The sequence below is a fragment of the Glutamicibacter sp. M10 genome (assembly GCF_025452055.1).
Classification (GTDB): domain Bacteria; phylum Actinomycetota; class Actinomycetes; order Actinomycetales; family Micrococcaceae; genus Glutamicibacter.
On sequence record NZ_CP104918.1, the window covers coordinates 2,532,488 to 2,549,377 of the forward strand.

Here is a 16,890-nt window from a genome sequence, read left to right on the forward strand (position 1 = left end):
AATTCAGGCTAACGCGCCTTTCGTAAAGCATTCGGTGAAGCACATGTGTGCCTACTAAAAATGTCCCGCTACCAATGATGAAGTAGCGGGACATTTTTAGCGGTTGCTAGAACCTCTTAGCGGTTCATTGCTGGACCGTGTGTTGCTTAGCCGTGACGACGGTTGCCGCGACGGAACAGCAGGAACATTGCGCCGACCAGAGCCAGTGCGCCACCTGCAGCGATCAAAGGAGCGCTAGCCGAACCGGTGTCTGCCAAAGGATCGTCGTTCTTAGGAGTTTCCTTTGGAGTAGCCGAGTTGGTTGGCTCATCGGAGGTCTCATCCTGTGGAGCTTCGCTCGACTCTTCAGTTGGAGTCTCGGAAGGCTCCTCAGTAGGAGTCTCCGAAGGCTCCTCAGTAGGAGTCTCCGAAGGCTCCTCAGTTGGAGTCTCGGAAGGCTCCTCGGTAGGGGTCTCGGAAGGCTCCTCGGTAGGGGTCTCGGAAGGCTCCTCAGTTGGAGTTTCCGATGGTTCCTCAGTAGGAGTCTCCGAAGGCTCCTCAGTTGGAGTTTCCGATGGTTCCTCAGTAGGAGTCTCGGAAGGCTCCTCAGTTGGAGTCTCGGAAGGCTCCTCGGTAGGGGTCTCGGAAGGCTCCTCAGTAGGAGTTGGGGTTGGAGTCGGGGTAGGCGTTGGAGTCGGGGTAGGCGTTGGAGTCGGGGTAGGCGTTGGAGTCGGGGTAGGCGTTGGGGTTGGAGTAGGCGTTGGAGCTACAACAACTACTACGCTGCCCTTGGTGGTTGCCGACTTGTCGAACCCATTGCGTGCCTGCAAAGTGAAGGCGTAAGCGCCAGCCTTATCCGGTGCGGTGAACTTGAAGTTGCCATTGCCATCAACGGTTATGGTCTCCACAACCTTGCCGTCGACGATAACGTCAACCTTGGTACCGGAGCCTGCACCCTCTACGTTGCCGGAAATCGAATCTCCAGCGTCAACCTCTGAACCATTCTTGGTGGTCAGGGTTGGTGCGTTGATGAATTTCTTGACGGTGTAACCCTTGACTCCACTAATGCGGTTCAGTGCATCAGTCAGCCCGGTGTACATAGCGATGTCATCACTGGTGTTTTCCACACCGTCGGTTCCGGCACCATTGGCAGAGTTGATGCCGATAGCCTTAGTGCCAATCAGCACGGCTCCACCCGAGTCACCCTGGTCCAAAACACGCTGGCCTGGGTTCTTTGCGGTGTAGCCCCAAACGTCACGCAAGGTTCCGTCTTTGCCCTGCACGAAGAAGATGCCTTCGCCGGTAATTTCCGAACAGCCCCAACCGGTAGTTGAACCCGAGGAACAAGCGTTGGCGCCAACGGCACCGGAAGCGGCACCGGTAATGTTGATGACCTTATCGCGCTCGTCTCCACCTGCTGGCCACTGCGAAACAGCTGGCTTCAGGTTCAGATCTGCGTTGATACCCTCGATAACCGAGATATCAGTGCCTGGGTTTTCAGTGTCAACGTCATCCCATGTTGCATCCGTTGGGTAACCCGAGTTGCCGGGTCCACCAAACTGAGCGAAACCAAAATTACCAAGTTCCGCAAAGTATCCGAGGAACTGGTTTGGAGCTTCTGCTTCAATTACATAGGTGTCGGTCATGGAGCCATCTTCAGTACAGTGACCTGCGCTGAGGATTGCGTCCTTACCAGTCGAGTCCCACGCGTTGAAACCGATCGAGCAACGAGCGCCTGGTTCCTGTCCGCCCTGACCGATGGCGTAGCCCATACCACCGTAAATATCTTCGGTAGCGCCCTGCTTCGCAGCTCCACTGCCATCTTTCTTAGATGGCGCGAAGACAACGTCAGAAGCGGCTGCATGTTCGGCAAATTCTTCCAAGGAAAGCTCGCCGGCAGCGGCCTTCTTCTTGGTGACAGTCTTACGCTTGGTTCCCTCAATGGAGCCAGGACCCGAAGCAATGATCTTCACGACGTTCTTGCCCTTGACGGTCGTATTGACGATCGCGGTCAGTCGGCTTAGCTGCGAGTTATCGACGTTGTCAACGATTTCCTCGTAAACGCCTTCAACGGTTGACAGGTTGTTCTTGTTGATTTCAAGAGACACAGCCGCAGGGGAAACCTCGACAATTTTCTTGGCCTCGGTCGCGTCCTTCTTACTGACCTCAACCTTTGCCTTGCCGTCCTTGACGGACGTGCGGGACTCGATACCCTTGGCCTTCAGCTGCTTTGCAAGGGCTGCGGCGGTTTCGCTGGTCTTCGATTCTTCGAGGTATTCCTCGACGGTTTTGCCTAGGTCGCGTTCGATAGCTTCAGGCAGTCCGGTCGTGTCCACTGCACTTTGGCTAGGCGTCGCGCTAGGGGTTGCCGAGCTGCTCGAAGGGGCCGACGGCGAGCTAGTCGCCTCCGGGGCCGCAACGGCTGGCATGAAGCTACTGCCAACTACCAGAGCGGTAGCGGCTGCAGCAACGAGACCTCGTTGCGCAGTCTTTTTATTTGGATTTGGCATTAATGCTTCTCCCACATTTTTGGTGCGAGTGCTAGCGCGGCCCATACCTCCGGGCACACCTCAGCACAGGTGTTGTTACCAAAATGAAACAATAGCGGGTGCAATGTATGGTTTCAAGTAAGGAATCCAACGAAAATATAAACATCAAAACGCAAACCGCCTAGTCAGTGCGCGCTGTCGAATTTCGACTAGGTCACATCTCGCACCGTTACTCAATTGGTTTAAGATTGGAGTACTCTTTCTAGCGCCTAGTCAGCTTATTGAAACCTGTGTACTGTCGCAGAAATTCCATACTAAACACACAGATTCCCGGTCGAGTCTGGGAACTTGCGAAAAAATACACGAGAAACGAAAAAATAGCGTCAGATGTCGAGGATTTCGTCATCTGACGCTACTTTGCAGCCGTTGTGGCAGTTGCGCACGGGCCATTTATTGGATCTGGGATTTCTGGTCCAGCGGCCACACGATGTTGGTTGCTTTGCCGGTTACACGCTCAACGCTGATCATGCCACCACCGCTGGCACCAAGCAGGGAGCGCGAGTCTTTGGAGGCGGAGCGGTGATCGCCCATCACCCAGAGCCGGCCCTCAGGAACCTTCACCGAGAATGATTGCTCGCTTGGTGCATCGCCGTCAAAAACGTAGGGCTCTTCTAGGGGCTGACCGTTGACGGTGAGCTGGCAGGGTGTGCCTTTGCACTCGATAGTATCGCCGCCAATACCAATGACGCGCTTGACGTACTTGCTGCCGGTGCCCGTCAGGCTCAGTGCTCCGAGCAGATCGTCGGCAAAACTCGCCTTGGCATAGGGCAGGAATGAGCCGCGGCCGTCAAAAACGATCACGTCCCCGCGCTGCGGATCGGTGTCTTTGTAAGCTCGGCGGTCAACGGCGATGCTTTGGCCAGGGTTCAGGGTGGACTGCATCGAGTTGGAGTCGATATGAAACAGGTCAATCACGCTCGCGCGGAAGATAATGGTAGAGAGCAGGCCGAGAATGATGGCGAGTACAGCGAAGCGCCAGACCCATGAAAAGGCCCGGCGCTTCAAAGTTGCTCGCTCGGAGCGGGCAGTCTGGTTCATCGAAGAACGCAGATTACTTCTTTGCGTTGAAGTCACGCTTCTCGCGGATGCGAGCAGCCTTACCGTGACGATCGCGCATGTAGTACAGCTTGGCACGACGTACGTCGCCCTTGGTTACAACCTCAATCTTGTCGATGATTGGGGAGTGAACTGGGAAGGTACGCTCAACACCGGTACCGAAGGATACCTTGCGAACGGTGAAGGTTTCGCGAATGCCGTCGCCGTGACGACCTACAACGTAGCCCTGGAATACCTGGACACGCGAGTTCTTACCTTCGATGATGTTGACGTGTACCTTCAAGGTATCGCCGGCACCGAAAGCTGGAATGTCTGAACGCAGCGAAGCTGAATCAACAGAGTCAAGTAAATGCATGTTGCATCTCCTAGGATCAATGCCGCAGGTCACCGAATCCTCGTAGCGGGGCTCTTCGCTAGCCATCGGCTTTGCGAACTCCCGGAACGTATACCACCGATTGGCTCTAGCAATCGGTGCGGTGGTTCTTTCATATCCAGTCGTCCCCCTGCGGCAGGAGCCGGACAAAAACACACCAAGAAACAATTATGCCGTATCTAACTAGCGGAAGCGAGTCTGCCAGAAATTAAGCCGTCGTGATGTTGACCTCTTAGCTGGCCGATTCCGGATCTGGTGCGGTTGCCGGACTGGTTTCGGCGCCGGCGCCGGTGGCCCACTCCAGCTGCGACTTAGGGGTGATCGTCCCTTCAACTACGGCAAAGCCGTTGTGCCAGAGGGCATCACGGTCGCGACGGTTCAGCGATTGCACGTCGAGCTGCTCGATCAAGTCCGGGCGACGGGCGGCGGTGCGCTTAATCTGTTCGTCGCGACGGAATCGACCCACACGCTGGTGATTGCCACCGAGCAGAACCTCGGGGACCTCGCGGCCACGCCATGAGGACGGCTTGGTGTAGACCGGGTATTCCAGCAGCACATCGGAGTGGGATTCTTCGACCAGCGACTCAGGGTTGCCGATCACGCCCGGGATCAGGCGGGCGATGGCCTCAACCATCACCATGACCGCTACTTCTCCCCATTAAGCACGTAGTCGCCGATGGAAACCGGGATGACATTAAAATTCTCGTGCGCGTAGTCGATGACACGTTCGTCGATGCCTTCATAACGGCCGCAGGCGAAGACCAGGTGCTCTTCTTCGGCCAGATCGTAGGCCATCTGCTGGTTGAAGACCGCGCCGGCAGGCGAAGGAACAATCAGCGTTGGCTTGGGGCCTTGCGCGTTAGCAGAGCGTACCGAATCAAGGGCCTGGCCCCATGGCTCGGGCATCATGACCATGCCAGCGCCACCACCGTAGGGAGTGTCGTCCACCTTGCGGTGCTTATCCTCGGTGAAGTCACGCAGGTTGGTGAGATTCAGGTCCAAAATTCCGTCTTGGGCGGCGCGGCCGATCAGCGACAGTGAAAGCGGCTGCAGGTACTCCGGGAAGATCGAGATGACATCAAGACGCATGGCTTAGCGCTCTTCCTGATCGCTGGAGTTCTCGTTGTCGAGCTGCGCTTCGTCGTCCGCGTCGTCGCTATTGAGGGTGAGCAGGCCCGCTGGTGGGGTGATCACGACGATGCCGGCTTCCGGATCGACATCCGGGACAAACTCGTCGACGAAGGGCAGGTAGATTTCCTGTCCGTCGTTGTCCTCAAAGACCAAAAGGTCCTGGGCAGGGTTGGTGCGTAGTCCGGTGATCACGCCAACCTGCTGGCCATCGAGCATGACCTTCAGGTCCAGCAGCTCGTGCTCGTACCACTCATCGGAGTCATCCTCTGGCACGTCCGAGACTTCAATTTCCAGTCGTGCGCCGCGCAGGGTTTCAGCCTGGTTGCGGTCGGAGATCTCCTGGAAGGAGAGCAGCAAAATGGTCTTGTTCCAGCGCGCGTTTTTCACCGTGAGGGTTTTGACCGGGCCATCGACCACGATGATCTCCACCCCAGGGGTGAATCGCTCTTCGGGGTTGTCGGTCTGGACCTGGGCGGTGACTTCGCCACGGATACCGTGGGGCTTACCAATACGGGCAACCTGCAATCGCATAGTCTGCTGCTCTTTCTGCGTGGTGATCCGGGGATACGCCGGGAGGTGGGGTGCAATATCTGGGTGAAACACGAAAGGAGTTCCCGTCACTTGTAGGACGGAAACTCCTTTCGAAATGAAGCCAACTAGAAGTTGAGCTGCAGTTGCTTAGCCGCGGCGACGGTCGGTGTCGATAACATCAACACGAACCGATTCCTTGGCCAGCGCTGCCATGACGGTACGCAGTGCTCGTGCGGTACGTCCCTGACGTCCGATCACACGACCGAGATCTTCAGGGTTGACCCGTACTTCGAGCAGATCGCCGCGGCGGGTGGACTTCAAGTCAACCTTGACGTCTTCCGGTTCCTCAACGATTCCGCGAACCATATGGTCGAGCGCATCAACGAGCACTGTTACTCAGCCTCGGTAGCTTCGGCCTCTGCCTCTTCAGCAGCTGGCTTTTCAGCCTTCTTGGTGATTGCCTCTGGGAGGATCACTGAACCCTTGTCAGGTGCAACGAATGCTGGCTTAGGCTCGGCAACCTTGTAGGTGCCTTCCTGGCCATCGATGCCCTTGAACTTCTGCCAGTCACCGGTGATGTTCAGCAACTTGTGAACCTGCTCCGATGGCTGAGCGCCAACGGACAGCCAGTACTGAGCACGCTCAGAATCGATCTCGATGATCGATGGGTTCTCGGTTGGGTGGTACTTACCGATCTCCTCGATGGCACGGCCATCGCGCTTAGCGCGGGAGTCCATGACAACAACGCGGTAGAAAGGTGCGCGCATCTTACCGAAGCGCTTCAGACGAATTTTAACGGCCACTGTAGTGGTCACTCCTGTTTCTCAACATGGTCGAGCCCAATTTTTAGCACCTGTGGGGCAGGCCTTACTGATCGGACTCTAAAAGGGACAGGATTCGAAGCGGAGAGAGGGGCCGAATCAAATCGAGTACCCTGCAATTATGCCAGAGAGCGAGCATGCTGGCCAACTCTATTTTGGTCGCGCGTGGCGCTGATGCCATGAGGTTGATCACTCACGCAGTTAGCCGGTAGCACTAGTTTAGCTCAGGGCTTGGGTCAGGACACCGTGTGGATCCGGTTTCGGGCCGGGATCTGGAGCGGATCAAGATGTTTGGGCAGCGTGATGTACGCCAGTCCCCCGATGGTGCTCAGCGTTAACAATCCGGCATGGATCGCATGGTGATGGGCGCGGCACAGGCAACTGCCATTGGCGCTCGAGGTACAGCCGCCATTTTCCCACCAATTGTTGTGGTGGTATTCGAGCATTTCCACCGGCGCGGTGCAGCCCGGAACGATGCAGCCTTTATCGCGAGCATAAATGGCGCGCTTCATCGCCTCGGTGAAGAAGCGTTGAGATCGGCCTACGTCGAGCGGTTGAGAATTAGGGCCAAAAATCACCCGGTAAATTTCGCCTTGGCAGATTAGTTGGCCCGTATCTGCCGGCCCGAGTTTTAGTCCGTGTTCGGTGATAGAGGTGAGCTTGTCCAGATTTTTTAGATCCGCCAATGCGTCGAGCTTGATGTGGATGGCGATCTTTGGGGTGACGGTTTTGGCGGTGTTGCTCGGATCCGAATTTTTCATGGCCGCGAGCAGGGCGTTCAGGCGTCGTTGAGCGACCGAGATATTACCGTCGCCGGGAACCTGCGCGCTGGGATTAACAAAACCTGCGTTTTGTTCTCCCTCCTTTAACAAGGGCTGCGTTTCGGGGGTGGGGTCTTGGGCCCACGGTGGCATCGGGTCGTTGCTGTTAAAGAGGGCATCGCTGTTCAAGGGTGCATCGCTGTTCAGGGGTCCATCGTCTGCCGGGTGGTCTTGATCTTTTGACGCCTGCGTTTCATCAGGTGAGCCGGACTGGTCAGCGCGGGCAGATTTGCCGGCATCGGTGCGCGGGTTATCACTCTGGGCGGCGTGGGAGCGCATTTCCTCGCGCTGATCGCCGGCGACAACTAGCTTCCAGATGTCGCGGTCCCCCACCTGGCTCTGTAAAAACAGTCCGCATTCGGGAGCTGTGGTTTCTTTGCGCGCTTTGCGTTCGGCGGAGATGAAGTTGTTCAGTAGGCTTTCGCGGGTGTTGCGTTCGGGTTCAGCCAGAAGCTGCACTGCGTGATCTTCAAGTAGCTGGCCGTCGGAGTGGAGGGCGGTGGGCGCGAGAGGTAGCCCTTCAAAACAAGTGTCGGTTGGCTCGAAGGAGTCCAGCGCGCGGGCAGCGCGGGCCACCATACGGGGGTCAAGATCGGCCGAAGAAGTGTAGAGGTTGGCTAATTTGGTCAGGCGCGGAGGCATGGTGCTGCCGTCGATGGCGCGGCGGGCGATTAGTAGGTGTGCGTCGTTCACCCGGCGCATCGCCTCGTGGGCGTTGAGCCCCAGAAATTTGGCGGCGAAGTCGGCGGTGTTCAGGTAGTGCGCGCGGCCTGAATGCTGATGGGCGGGGGTGGAAAAGTCGGTGGTGCCGGTGCGGACGGCGGCCAGGTCCTCATCGGCGAGCAGGTGTGCGCCGGTGGATTCCAGCGCGATGATGCTGTGCACCTGTTCGCGCAGGGTGTAGCGGTGCAGGGTTTCGATCAGTTGTGCGTGGGTGGCGGCGATCCGCGGGTCGGTGCTGGTGCTCAGGGTGTGGGAAAGGCGGAGCAGGAGCGCGCAGCAGGCGGCCATGATTTCCAGCAGCAGTGCGGTGGCGCCACGGGGGAAATTTCCGGTGAGGCTGATGCGCAGTGCTGCCAGGGCGGCGGCCAACTGATGAATGCTCATGGGGACGTCATGGTGCGGCGGCGGGAGGATCGGGCACAAAAAATACCGGCTGTGGGTAAGTGTGATGCTGTATAGGCGCTGTTCGACTCGTGCCAAGTTGCTGATCCACTGCGCACAATGAGCTAGGCGACTGTAGGGTAAAAGTTGGATGCGCTGGCGCTTAGATGTCGGCCGGTTGCGTTCGACGTTTTTGAGATCGACCGAAGGAATACCCCCGTGGCTTTGCGCAGCGAAGAACGCAGCGAAGAACTTGACGCCTACATGGTGACGTGGAAGCTCGAACGCGAATTTGGTGGCATGACTACGGTGTGCACCCAACGCGCTGGGCTTTTTGCGCAACGTTATGGCCGCTCGTTTATCGTCACCTTTAATCGCGACCCGAAGCTGTCGCAGACCGTTGAGGATCTGGTGGCGCGCGGTAAGTTGGATCCCAAGGTGCAGGTGCTGAACATCTACTCGTTCTTGGCACAACACGATATCACCGCGCAGGATAGGATTCCGGAGCGCAAGGCGCAGCCGGAACATCAGGATTTTGAACTGCAACATACGGTGTACTACGGCGATGAGCCACAGCTTGCCTTTAGCCAGAGCAGTTCGGCCGGGCCGGACGCGGCCACCACGCAGTTACGTTTTTTGCGCAAGGACGGCAGCACCTTCCTACTTGATACCCGATTTACCGATACTACCGGGAAAAACCGTCGCATCGTCGAGGTGCTTGATCGTGCCGGTAATATCACCGCGCGTTTCCCGAGCGCAGCCTCCTTGTACCGGCATTGGTTAAGCCAGTTGGCCGATCGCGACAATACCTTGGTGGTGGTGGACAGCAAGTACACCGCCTCGATGCTCGGGAGCTGGGAAACCAAGATCGTGCCTAAGTTGTACGCCTTCCACAGTGTGCACGTGACCAAGGGCGAAAGCCTGCTCACCGGTGAGCTGTCCGATCCACATTCCCCGGTGATCGCCCAACGAAAATTGTGGGACGGTTTTGTGTTCCTCACCGAGGGGCAACGCGCCATTTATAACCGCCGTTTTGGTGATGCCGATACTACGTTTGTGATCCCCAATCCGCTCAAATCCAGCGCGGTCACCCCGGTAGTCGAGGGCCAGGATGCACCGGAACGAAAGCCAACGCAATTGATCGCCGCCGGATCGCTGACCACCAATAAAAACGTGGCGGCAGCCATTAAAGTGGTGGCCGAATTGGTGCGCCGCGGACATGCTCCGGTCTTGCATGTGGTCGGCCAGGGATCCCAACGGGAAAAACTTGAGCAGCTGTGCGCCAAGCTCGGCGTTGAAGATGCGGTGATTTTCCACGGCTTCTCCGATAAGTTGCCAACCTTCTTTGCCACCTGCACAGCGCAGTTGTTTACCTCTAGCAATGAGGGCCAGGCTTTGGTGTTGCTTGAAGCTCAGGCCCAGGGCTGTGTGCCGATATCCTTCGACATCAACTTTGGCCCGGCCGATAGCATCCAAGATTCGGTCAACGGCTTCTTGGTTCCGGCCGGTGACATTACCCGGATGGCTGATCGCGCTGAACAGTTAATGACCGATCCACAATTGGCGGCGCAGCTTTCGGCCAACGCTCGAAAATTTGCTCAAGAGTATGCTTCGCGGGACCTGGTCTCGCTCTGGGAGGAAACCATGTCCATCGCGTCCAAGATCAAGCAGCTCGGTGCCCGCCAAGAAGTTCCAGAATTTTCCGCACGACTAAAATCGGTGGAGTTCTTGGAGCGCGGTGCCCTGAAAATCAGCGTTGCGCATAAGGCAAAATTGCCGCGTGACACCGGTTTTGAATTGGTCATCGTGCAGCGCGACAATGAGGCTGAGGTAAAGGTCTATGCAGCCAGCGAATTTGATGAGCAACAGGCCGTGTTCACCATCGACGTCGCCGGGGTAAAGGCAGCTCGCACTCAAGAGAAGCCCACCGACGTGTTTTTGCGTATGCGGGTAGGTTCCAGCATGTTGATGAAGCGCTTGGGTGTGGAAAATTCGCGGGTGCTACCGTACTTCACCAGCCACAATAATCTGTCCTTTAAACCAGAGAAGTAGGCTTCCAGCGCGCATCGGCCTCGCACTTATCGCTCGCCCAGAAACACGAACTAGAGTTGAAGCTATGAAAATTGCGATGTCTGACCTGCAGCCACTGCTCGGCCACCACCGAATCCTGCTCGCAGGCCAAGGCGTGGACACGATGGAAAAGTCCGGGGACTCATACGCTGCGAACACGCAGGTTACTTTTGAGGCAGACCTAGAGCTACACCCTTACACGACGTTTTATGGCACCGCAGGCACCGCCTTGCCACGGATGGGTGCGTTTTCCTACACGATTTCAAAGCTGCATAAGTCGGTGAGCGTAGGTCGTTACACCTCGATCGCCAAGGGTATGAGCGTGATGGGTGCCCGACACCCTCTGGAGTGGGCCTCAACCAGTCCGGTCTTTTACAACCAGCGCGTGATGGCCCAAGCCTACTCTCAAGATCGTGGCGTCAGCCTTGAATCGACCAATTTTGACTATGACCAGGGCCAAATCCTCATCGGCAACGACGTGTGGATCGGCGAGAAAGTGTCCCTCGGCCATGGAGTGAAGATCGGCGACGGTGCAGTCATCGCCTCAAATTCGGTGGTGACCAAAGACGTTGACCCGTATACCGTGGTCGGCGGGGTGCCAGCTCGTGTATTGCGTGAACGTTTTGCCCCCGGGATCGTGCACGCACTGCAAGCCTCAGAATGGTGGGAGTTTGCACCGGAGGATCTGACCCGTTTTGATGTCAGCAATCCCGAGGAGTTTGCCCACCAGGTGATGCGCGGCCGCGAGGATGGCAGTTTAGTTCCGCTGGTGACCCAACCGCTGACCGCGCCAATGATCAACGAGCACCTGAACACCCTGAAGTAGCTGGCACTAACCGCTTAGCCCAGAGTGACGCGCAAATTGTTGTTCCATGGGTCGTTAAAGCGGAGTTCCGATCCGGTGTGATGGTGCGTTACCTTCGCGAAGCTTAGGCGTTCGGCCAATTTGCCAATTTCTTCTTCGCTGGGCACATTGATCAGTACTTCGCCGAGGCCCAGGGTGTCTTTGCGCGGACCGGCGCCGCGGGAGTTCCAGACGTTCATCGCCATGTGGTGGTGGTAGCCGCCGGCGGAGACAAACAATGCCTGCTCACCCAATGCGGTCGTCTCATCAAAGCCGAGGGTGTTCACGTAGAACTGGCGCGCGGTGGCAACATCGCCAACCTGCAGGTGCACGTGTCCGATATCGGCCGCGGCCTTGCGCTGGGTTGCCACAGCCTGCTCACTCAGGTGCGAGTTGAGATATACGTTGGGGTCCAGGTAGATGGTGTCCATCGATACCTCACCGTTTTTCCACGTCCAGCCTTCACGCGGGCGGTCGAAGTAGAGCTCGATGCCGTTACCTTCAGGATCGGTGAAGTAGAAAGCTTCGGAGACTAGGTGGTCTGAGCTCCCCACAAATTTGCTCTGATCAAATTGTGCAGCCGAGAGTACGGTGGCTGCTAGATCGGCCTGAGTGTCAAAGAGCAGTGCGGTGTGGAACAGTCCTGCTTCATTGCGCGAGGCCAGCTGCAGACCCGGAGCATTACGCAGGTTGACCAGCTCTTGAGTCCCGCGGCCCAGCGTGGTGCCTTCGGCCGATTCAACAAGTACCTCTAACCCAAGTGCCTTTTGGTAGTACTCGCTCATGGTCTTCATATCGCCGACCTTGAGCTGTACGGCGTTCATATGAGTTTCGGCGGCGAGCTTATCTTCTTTGAGCGTAGTCATGACCTGTCCCCTGTTTTCTGTTCAATTGTTCCTGATTGATACCTACCGTACTCCGATTTGGTTGATGCTTCAAGTAATTTTCGAAGCTCTGTGCATCACAGTGAATTTACGACGTCGCCAAGAGACTCTTGCTCGCCCTTGCGCGAAGGTGCGCAGCGCTTGCCAAAATGAGCTCCGGAGAGCCATGTGCCAGGGCCACTTCCATCAGGTTTCAACCAAGCTCGACCCCCTAACCTGCGGGTGAATAAGCAAATTCTCCGAAAGTGCAGCTGGCATGCTCCAGCATCAAGGAAGGCGTCAAGGTTCAATAGGAAAAGAATGTGGCAGCCCGGTTATCCGAACTGCCACTGCAGACTCCTGAACTAAGAAATGCTACTGATCCGCCTCAGAACTGTCGTCATCCTGCTTGTTGTACGGCTTCGAATTGTTTCTCCGGAGAGCGGCGAACAAGAAAACCGCAAGCCCTACTGTTACCAATAGTGGAATTATGATGAAAAATACCAATTCAAATGCGTTGGGCACTAGTGGATTCATAGTTCTATGCCACCCACTTACAGGACTGTGTGATACCAAAGCTGTTAGTAATAAACTGGATAGTTGCCGCCCTTCCGGTGGTAGCCCAGCCGATTGTCCTGTTTGAAGTTGCGTCAATTTCCATATGGGCACGGTTATTGCTCTTCCACGCTTTGTCCCCACTGAATGCGATCTTGAGGGTCGGGTCGTACACAGTGGTGATGCGGGCAGTAGGGTTCTCCACGCGGACTAGCGTCGCCCCGAAGTTCTTAGCCCAAACACCGCCAGACACCTTGACTCGTGCGACCACAAGCCCTCCTAGAGACACACCACGCAGATAGCAGGCAACTGGCTGACGGCTTGTTGTGGATTTGGCAGCTGGAGTTGCGAACGGAATTTGAGTGGCCACTTGCGGCTCATCTTCGGCGAATTCCACTTCGCCAGTGAGAATAGAAGCCGCTTCGTCCAACTGTTCCGCACGAGACAAGCTGTCCAATTTCCGAAGGGATTCGATAGCTGCCTCGTCGCCCTGTTCAGCACCTTGCTTGTAGCTGAATTCCAACGCGTCAATTAGCTTCAGTTTTTGAGATTTTGATGGGACAGAACTCTCTTCGCCAACGACCGCAAATACTTCAACGGATGGCCCCAAAGACTGCGCTTGAGCAGGCAATGCCAACCCGCTGGCCAGGAGTGTGGCAGCAAGGGAACTGAGCGCTATTTTTATTTTGATCTTCACGGTTATCCTTAGACGATAGACTTACAAAAAATAGCCTAGTCGCAGCTCGTCTAGCGTGCAATCACACTTAAGTAGTAGTTGGGTGCGCCGACCCACCGCACACCCAGCATGAAGATATCCACTCAAATTCGTAGCGAACAATGGTTCCCCAAACAGTTCCGTTTCGCGAAGAAACTGAAGGCTGACGGAATCAGGCCATCTTTGCGTCTTGAAACCTGAAGCGGGAGTAGTCCTTCTAAACCCTCGTCAATTATGACCTCGTTTCTGCCATAAAAAACGCGTCATTTGAAAGTTCAATAAAACTAGCTATTCTGATGAAATCACTCGATTTTCTGCCAGGGAGCAGAGAATTAGCACTCGCACATCAAGGAACGAACACAATTGAAGAAAACGACTATCTGGGTCTCCGCGCTCTTAGCCGGAACCCTCGCGACCGGTGGCGTGGTCTACGCAAGCACCCACGAGCCTGACTCACGAGGAACCGTGACCCGCGTTATCGACGGCGATACCATGGATATGGAAATTGCAGGCCAGGAAACCAGGGTGCGACTTCTAAACATTGACACGCCAGAAACCGTAGATCCCAACAAACCCGTCGAATGCATGGGCCCAGAGGCATCAGAGAACCTCAAGTCGCTGCTCAAATCGGGCGACAAGGTTGATCTAAAGTACGACGTTGAGCGCGAAGATCGTTACGGCAGAACACTGGCGGCGGTATACAAAGACGGTGAGTTCATCAATCGCTCCATCGCGGCGAACGGCTTGGGGGTCGCCGTAAAGTTTGAACCCAACGTCAAGTACTACCAAGAGATTCTCGACGCGCAGCAAGAAGCGGAACAAGATGATGCCGGCTTGTTCAGCGCCGACATCTCATGCACAATTCCAGCTCAGGTAACCAAGGCACTTGATGAACTGGGACAAGTGCCGAGCGAAACAGCCAGCAGTGTAGAGCAAGCGGAGTCAGCGGCCCAAGAAGCTGCAGCTGCCGTGACTACCGGACTGGCTACAGGCAAAGCTTTGGCGGCAATCACTCCTGACACCCACCCGGTCACGGCCATCTTGCTAGCGACATCGTTCAAAAAATCCGTGACAACGATGAACGAAGTTACCGCGCAGACCCAAAAGCTGGAACAAAAACACACGCAGCAGCACGATGATCTTGTCGCTGAGGATAAGAAGCGCAAAGAGGAAGAAGCTAAGGCCAAGGCAAAACAAAAGGCCGAGGAACAAGCCAAGCGCGAAGCTGAGAAGCAAGCAGCCACCGAAAAGGAAGCTGCGCAATTAGCCGCCAAAAAGAAAGCGGAACAAGACATGGCCGCTGAACAGCAACGAAACGCTGCTCCCAAATACGTTGCACCCAAGTATGTTGCGCCTAAGAATGTTGCACCCAAGAAGACCCCACCAACCTACAAGGCACCAAAATCGGTGGCTCCTAAGGTGAGGACGCCACCAAAGTCATCGGTGCCAGAAAAATACACCGGACCACGATGCTATGCACCCGGTGGAAAATCCTGGAAGCCGTGTGGCTAGCAGCGGAAGCACAGACGCGTAATAGCAGTTTGATGCTCATTAGATTCCCGTATGGCTTCGGCCGTGCGGGAATCGGTCTTTTGTGGCGGCATCACCCCTTCAATCCGTGAGCTCGATTCCATAGAACACAGCACGCAGCCAGAAGGTCTTTCAATTACTAGGACTTCAAAGTAGATTATCTAGTGAGCCACCTCACATCGTCGTTTGTGTCGCTGTAGAGGTGTAGATCTTCCCAGCGACAGAAGGTTTGATTGTGAGCGTTACCGAAGAATTCAGAGCTGCCCGTGACCGACTCCTAGAATTACGCACCGATTACACGAAGGCGCGTGCCGAATTCAGCTGGCCAGAATTTACCGAATTCAACTTCGGCTACGACTGGTTTGATCAGGTAGCCAAGGATCCGGCCCGTGCGCAGGCTCCGGCGCTGATTATCACCGAACGAGATGGAGCCTCCACTCGGCGTACGTGGGCTGAACTGTCCGAACGCTCCACGCAACTAGCTCGTTGGCTCAGTGATCAGGGTGTGGCGCGCGGCGAGACGATCGCGGTGATGCTCGGTAACCAGGTAGAACTATGGGAATCCATGCTCGCTGGCATTAAGCTCGGTGCGGTGCTGATCCCCTGTACCACCCAGTTGACCCCGACAGATCTGGCGGACCGGATCGAACGCGGACATATCAATTGGGTGATCACCAACGAGTCCGAGATGCCCAAGTTTGAAACCGTGCCGGGTGACTACACGCTGATTCAGATCGGCGGCACCCCGGCGGATGGAATTCTGGACTTCGCACAATCGCATACGGCGGAAGCATCTTTTGAACTGGACTCACCGACCCGCTCCGATGAAACTTTGCTGCGCTATTTCACTTCGGGAACCACTTCCAAGGCAAAGCTTGTAGAGCACACACATACCTCTTACCCTGTCGGGCACCTGAGCACGATGTTCTGGATCGGGCTGGAGCCAGGGGACGTGCACCTGAACGTTGCCTCTCCGGGCTGGGCCAAACATGCGTGGTCCAATCTTTTCGCTCCATGGATCGCCGAGGCTACGGTCTTCCTCTATAACTACGACCGCTTTGATCCGATCGCCCTGATGAATCAGATGGATAAGGAAAAGGTCACCAGTTTCTGCGCTCCGCCTACGGTCTGGCGTCTGCTGATTCAAGCAGACCTGAGCGCGCTGAAGACGGCTCCGCAAAAGTTGGTTTCGGCCGGCGAACCGCTGAACGCTGAAGTTATCGATCAGGTTCACAAATCTTGGGGCCAAGTGATCCGCGACGGCTTCGGGCAGACCGAGACCACAGTACAAATCGCCAACCCACCGGGAGAACCGGTCAAGATTGGTGCCATGGGCCGAGCGATGCCGGGCTACGAGGTGGTACTCATCGATCCGGCCACCGGCGAGGTGGGTGATCTGGGGGAAATTTGCTTGGTTACCGAGCAGCGACCGCTGGGTTTGATGAAGGGGTACTTCGAGAACGCGGAGAAGACTAACGAGGTGTTCCGCGACGGCGTCTATCACACCGGTGACATTGCCGAACGTGATGAGCGTGGAATCCTGACCTATGTGGGCCGCGCCGATGATGTGTTCAAATCAAGCGACTACAAGATTAGCCCCTTCGAACTGGAATCGGTGCTGATCGAACATCCCGGGGTCGCAGAGGCTGCCGTGGTGCCAGCTCCCGATGAGCTGCGCCTGAGTGTACCTAAGGCGTATATCGTTCCGACTGCCGATCATGAACCAGGAGCAGAACTGGCCGAATCCATTTTGGCGCATTGCCGCGAGCATCTTTCGGCCTTTAAGCGGGTGCGGCGTATTGAGTTTGCGCAGTTACCTAAAACCATCTCGGGAAAGATTCGACGGGTGGAATTGCGCCAAGCCGAAGAACAGCGCTTCGCCGGCGGCGCGGTTGCGGGAACCGAATACCGAGACACCGACTTCCCGAATCTGAAGCCATAACTGAAT

At 56.2% G+C, this 16,890-nt stretch carries 13 protein-coding genes and 1 pseudogene; 4 read left to right on the forward strand and 10 right to left on the reverse strand.

The genetic code is table 11. The annotated features are described in order from the left end of the window. Nucleotides 1-146: 146 nt before the first annotated feature. The 8 genes and pseudogenes from N6V40_RS12495 to N6V40_RS12530 all read right to left on the reverse strand — a co-directional run bounded on the left by N6V40_RS12495 (nt 147) and on the right by N6V40_RS12530 (nt 8,368). Complete coding sequence (locus N6V40_RS12495) at nt 147-2,489, reverse strand: S1 family peptidase (protein ID WP_262197852.1); 2,343 nt, start codon at nt 2,487-2,489, stop codon at nt 147-149. 429 nt (nt 2,490-2,918) lie between these two features. After that, the gene (gene lepB / locus N6V40_RS12500) at nt 2,919-3,602 is read right to left on the reverse strand and encodes a signal peptidase I (RefSeq protein ID WP_262197854.1); all 684 of its coding nucleotides are present in this window, start codon (nt 3,600-3,602) and stop codon (nt 2,919-2,921) included. After that, entirely contained in the window at nt 3,580-3,939 is a 360-nt protein-coding gene (gene rplS / locus N6V40_RS12505; RefSeq protein ID WP_131088081.1) for a 50S ribosomal protein L19, read from the reverse strand. The genes lepB and rplS overlap by 23 nt, the downstream gene beginning before the upstream one ends. 250 nt (nt 3,940-4,189) lie before the next feature. After that, nucleotides 4,190-5,046, reverse strand: a pseudogene (gene trmD / locus N6V40_RS12510) (tRNA (guanosine(37)-N1)-methyltransferase TrmD). Nucleotides 5,047-5,049: 3 nt separating this feature from the next. Next, nucleotides 5,050-5,619 carry a ribosome maturation factor RimM gene (rimM, locus tag N6V40_RS12515; RefSeq protein WP_131088079.1) on the reverse strand — a complete coding sequence of 190 codons (570 nt, stop codon included), beginning with the start codon at nt 5,617-5,619 and terminating at the stop codon, nt 5,050-5,052. Nucleotides 5,620-5,766: 147 nt separating this feature from the next. After that, on the reverse strand, nt 5,767-6,009 hold the full coding sequence (locus tag N6V40_RS12520) for an RNA-binding protein (protein ID WP_262197855.1): 243 nt from the start codon (nt 6,007-6,009) through the stop codon (nt 5,767-5,769). Between the two features lie 2 nt (nt 6,010-6,011). Further along, entirely contained in the window at nt 6,012-6,422 is a 411-nt protein-coding gene (gene rpsP, locus N6V40_RS12525; protein WP_131088078.1) for a 30S ribosomal protein S16, read from the reverse strand. A gap of 254 nt (nt 6,423-6,676) precedes the next feature. Further along, complete coding sequence (locus N6V40_RS12530; protein WP_262197856.1) at nt 6,677-8,368, reverse strand: HNH endonuclease signature motif containing protein; 1,692 nt, start codon at nt 8,366-8,368, stop codon at nt 6,677-6,679. A gap of 216 nt (nt 8,369-8,584) precedes the next feature. Here N6V40_RS12530 and N6V40_RS12535 point away from each other — a divergent pair, with 216 nt between their 5' ends. Then, a complete protein-coding gene (locus tag N6V40_RS12535) occupies nt 8,585-10,417 on the forward strand; it encodes a glycosyltransferase (protein ID WP_262197858.1) in 1,833 nt (610 codons plus the stop codon). A 76-nt stretch (nt 10,418-10,493) separates the two neighbouring features. Then, on the forward strand, nt 10,494-11,261 hold the full coding sequence (locus tag N6V40_RS12540; RefSeq protein WP_262197859.1) for a CatB-related O-acetyltransferase: 768 nt from the start codon (nt 10,494-10,496) through the stop codon (nt 11,259-11,261). A 14-nt stretch (nt 11,262-11,275) separates the two neighbouring features. On the opposite strand, the gene N6V40_RS12545 is transcribed toward N6V40_RS12540, so the two are convergent. Together N6V40_RS12545 and N6V40_RS12550 are read right to left on the reverse strand one after the other, a co-directional pair. Further along, on the reverse strand, nt 11,276-12,145 hold the full coding sequence (locus tag N6V40_RS12545; RefSeq protein WP_262197860.1) for a VOC family protein: 870 nt from the start codon (nt 12,143-12,145) through the stop codon (nt 11,276-11,278). A gap of 538 nt (nt 12,146-12,683) precedes the next feature. Beyond that, the gene (locus tag N6V40_RS12550) at nt 12,684-13,394 is read right to left on the reverse strand and encodes a hypothetical protein (protein ID WP_262197862.1); all 711 of its coding nucleotides are present in this window, start codon (nt 13,392-13,394) and stop codon (nt 12,684-12,686) included. 381 nt (nt 13,395-13,775) lie between these two features. Between N6V40_RS12550 and N6V40_RS12555 the strand changes: the two genes are divergently transcribed. Beyond that, nucleotides 13,776-14,924, forward strand: coding sequence for a thermonuclease family protein (locus N6V40_RS12555; protein WP_262197864.1), 1,149 nt, complete (start codon nt 13,776-13,778; stop codon nt 14,922-14,924). A 253-nt stretch (nt 14,925-15,177) separates the two neighbouring features. Beyond that, entirely contained in the window at nt 15,178-16,884 is a 1,707-nt protein-coding gene (locus N6V40_RS12560) for an AMP-binding protein (RefSeq protein WP_315973679.1), read from the forward strand. Nucleotides 16,885-16,890 lie beyond the last annotated feature (6 nt).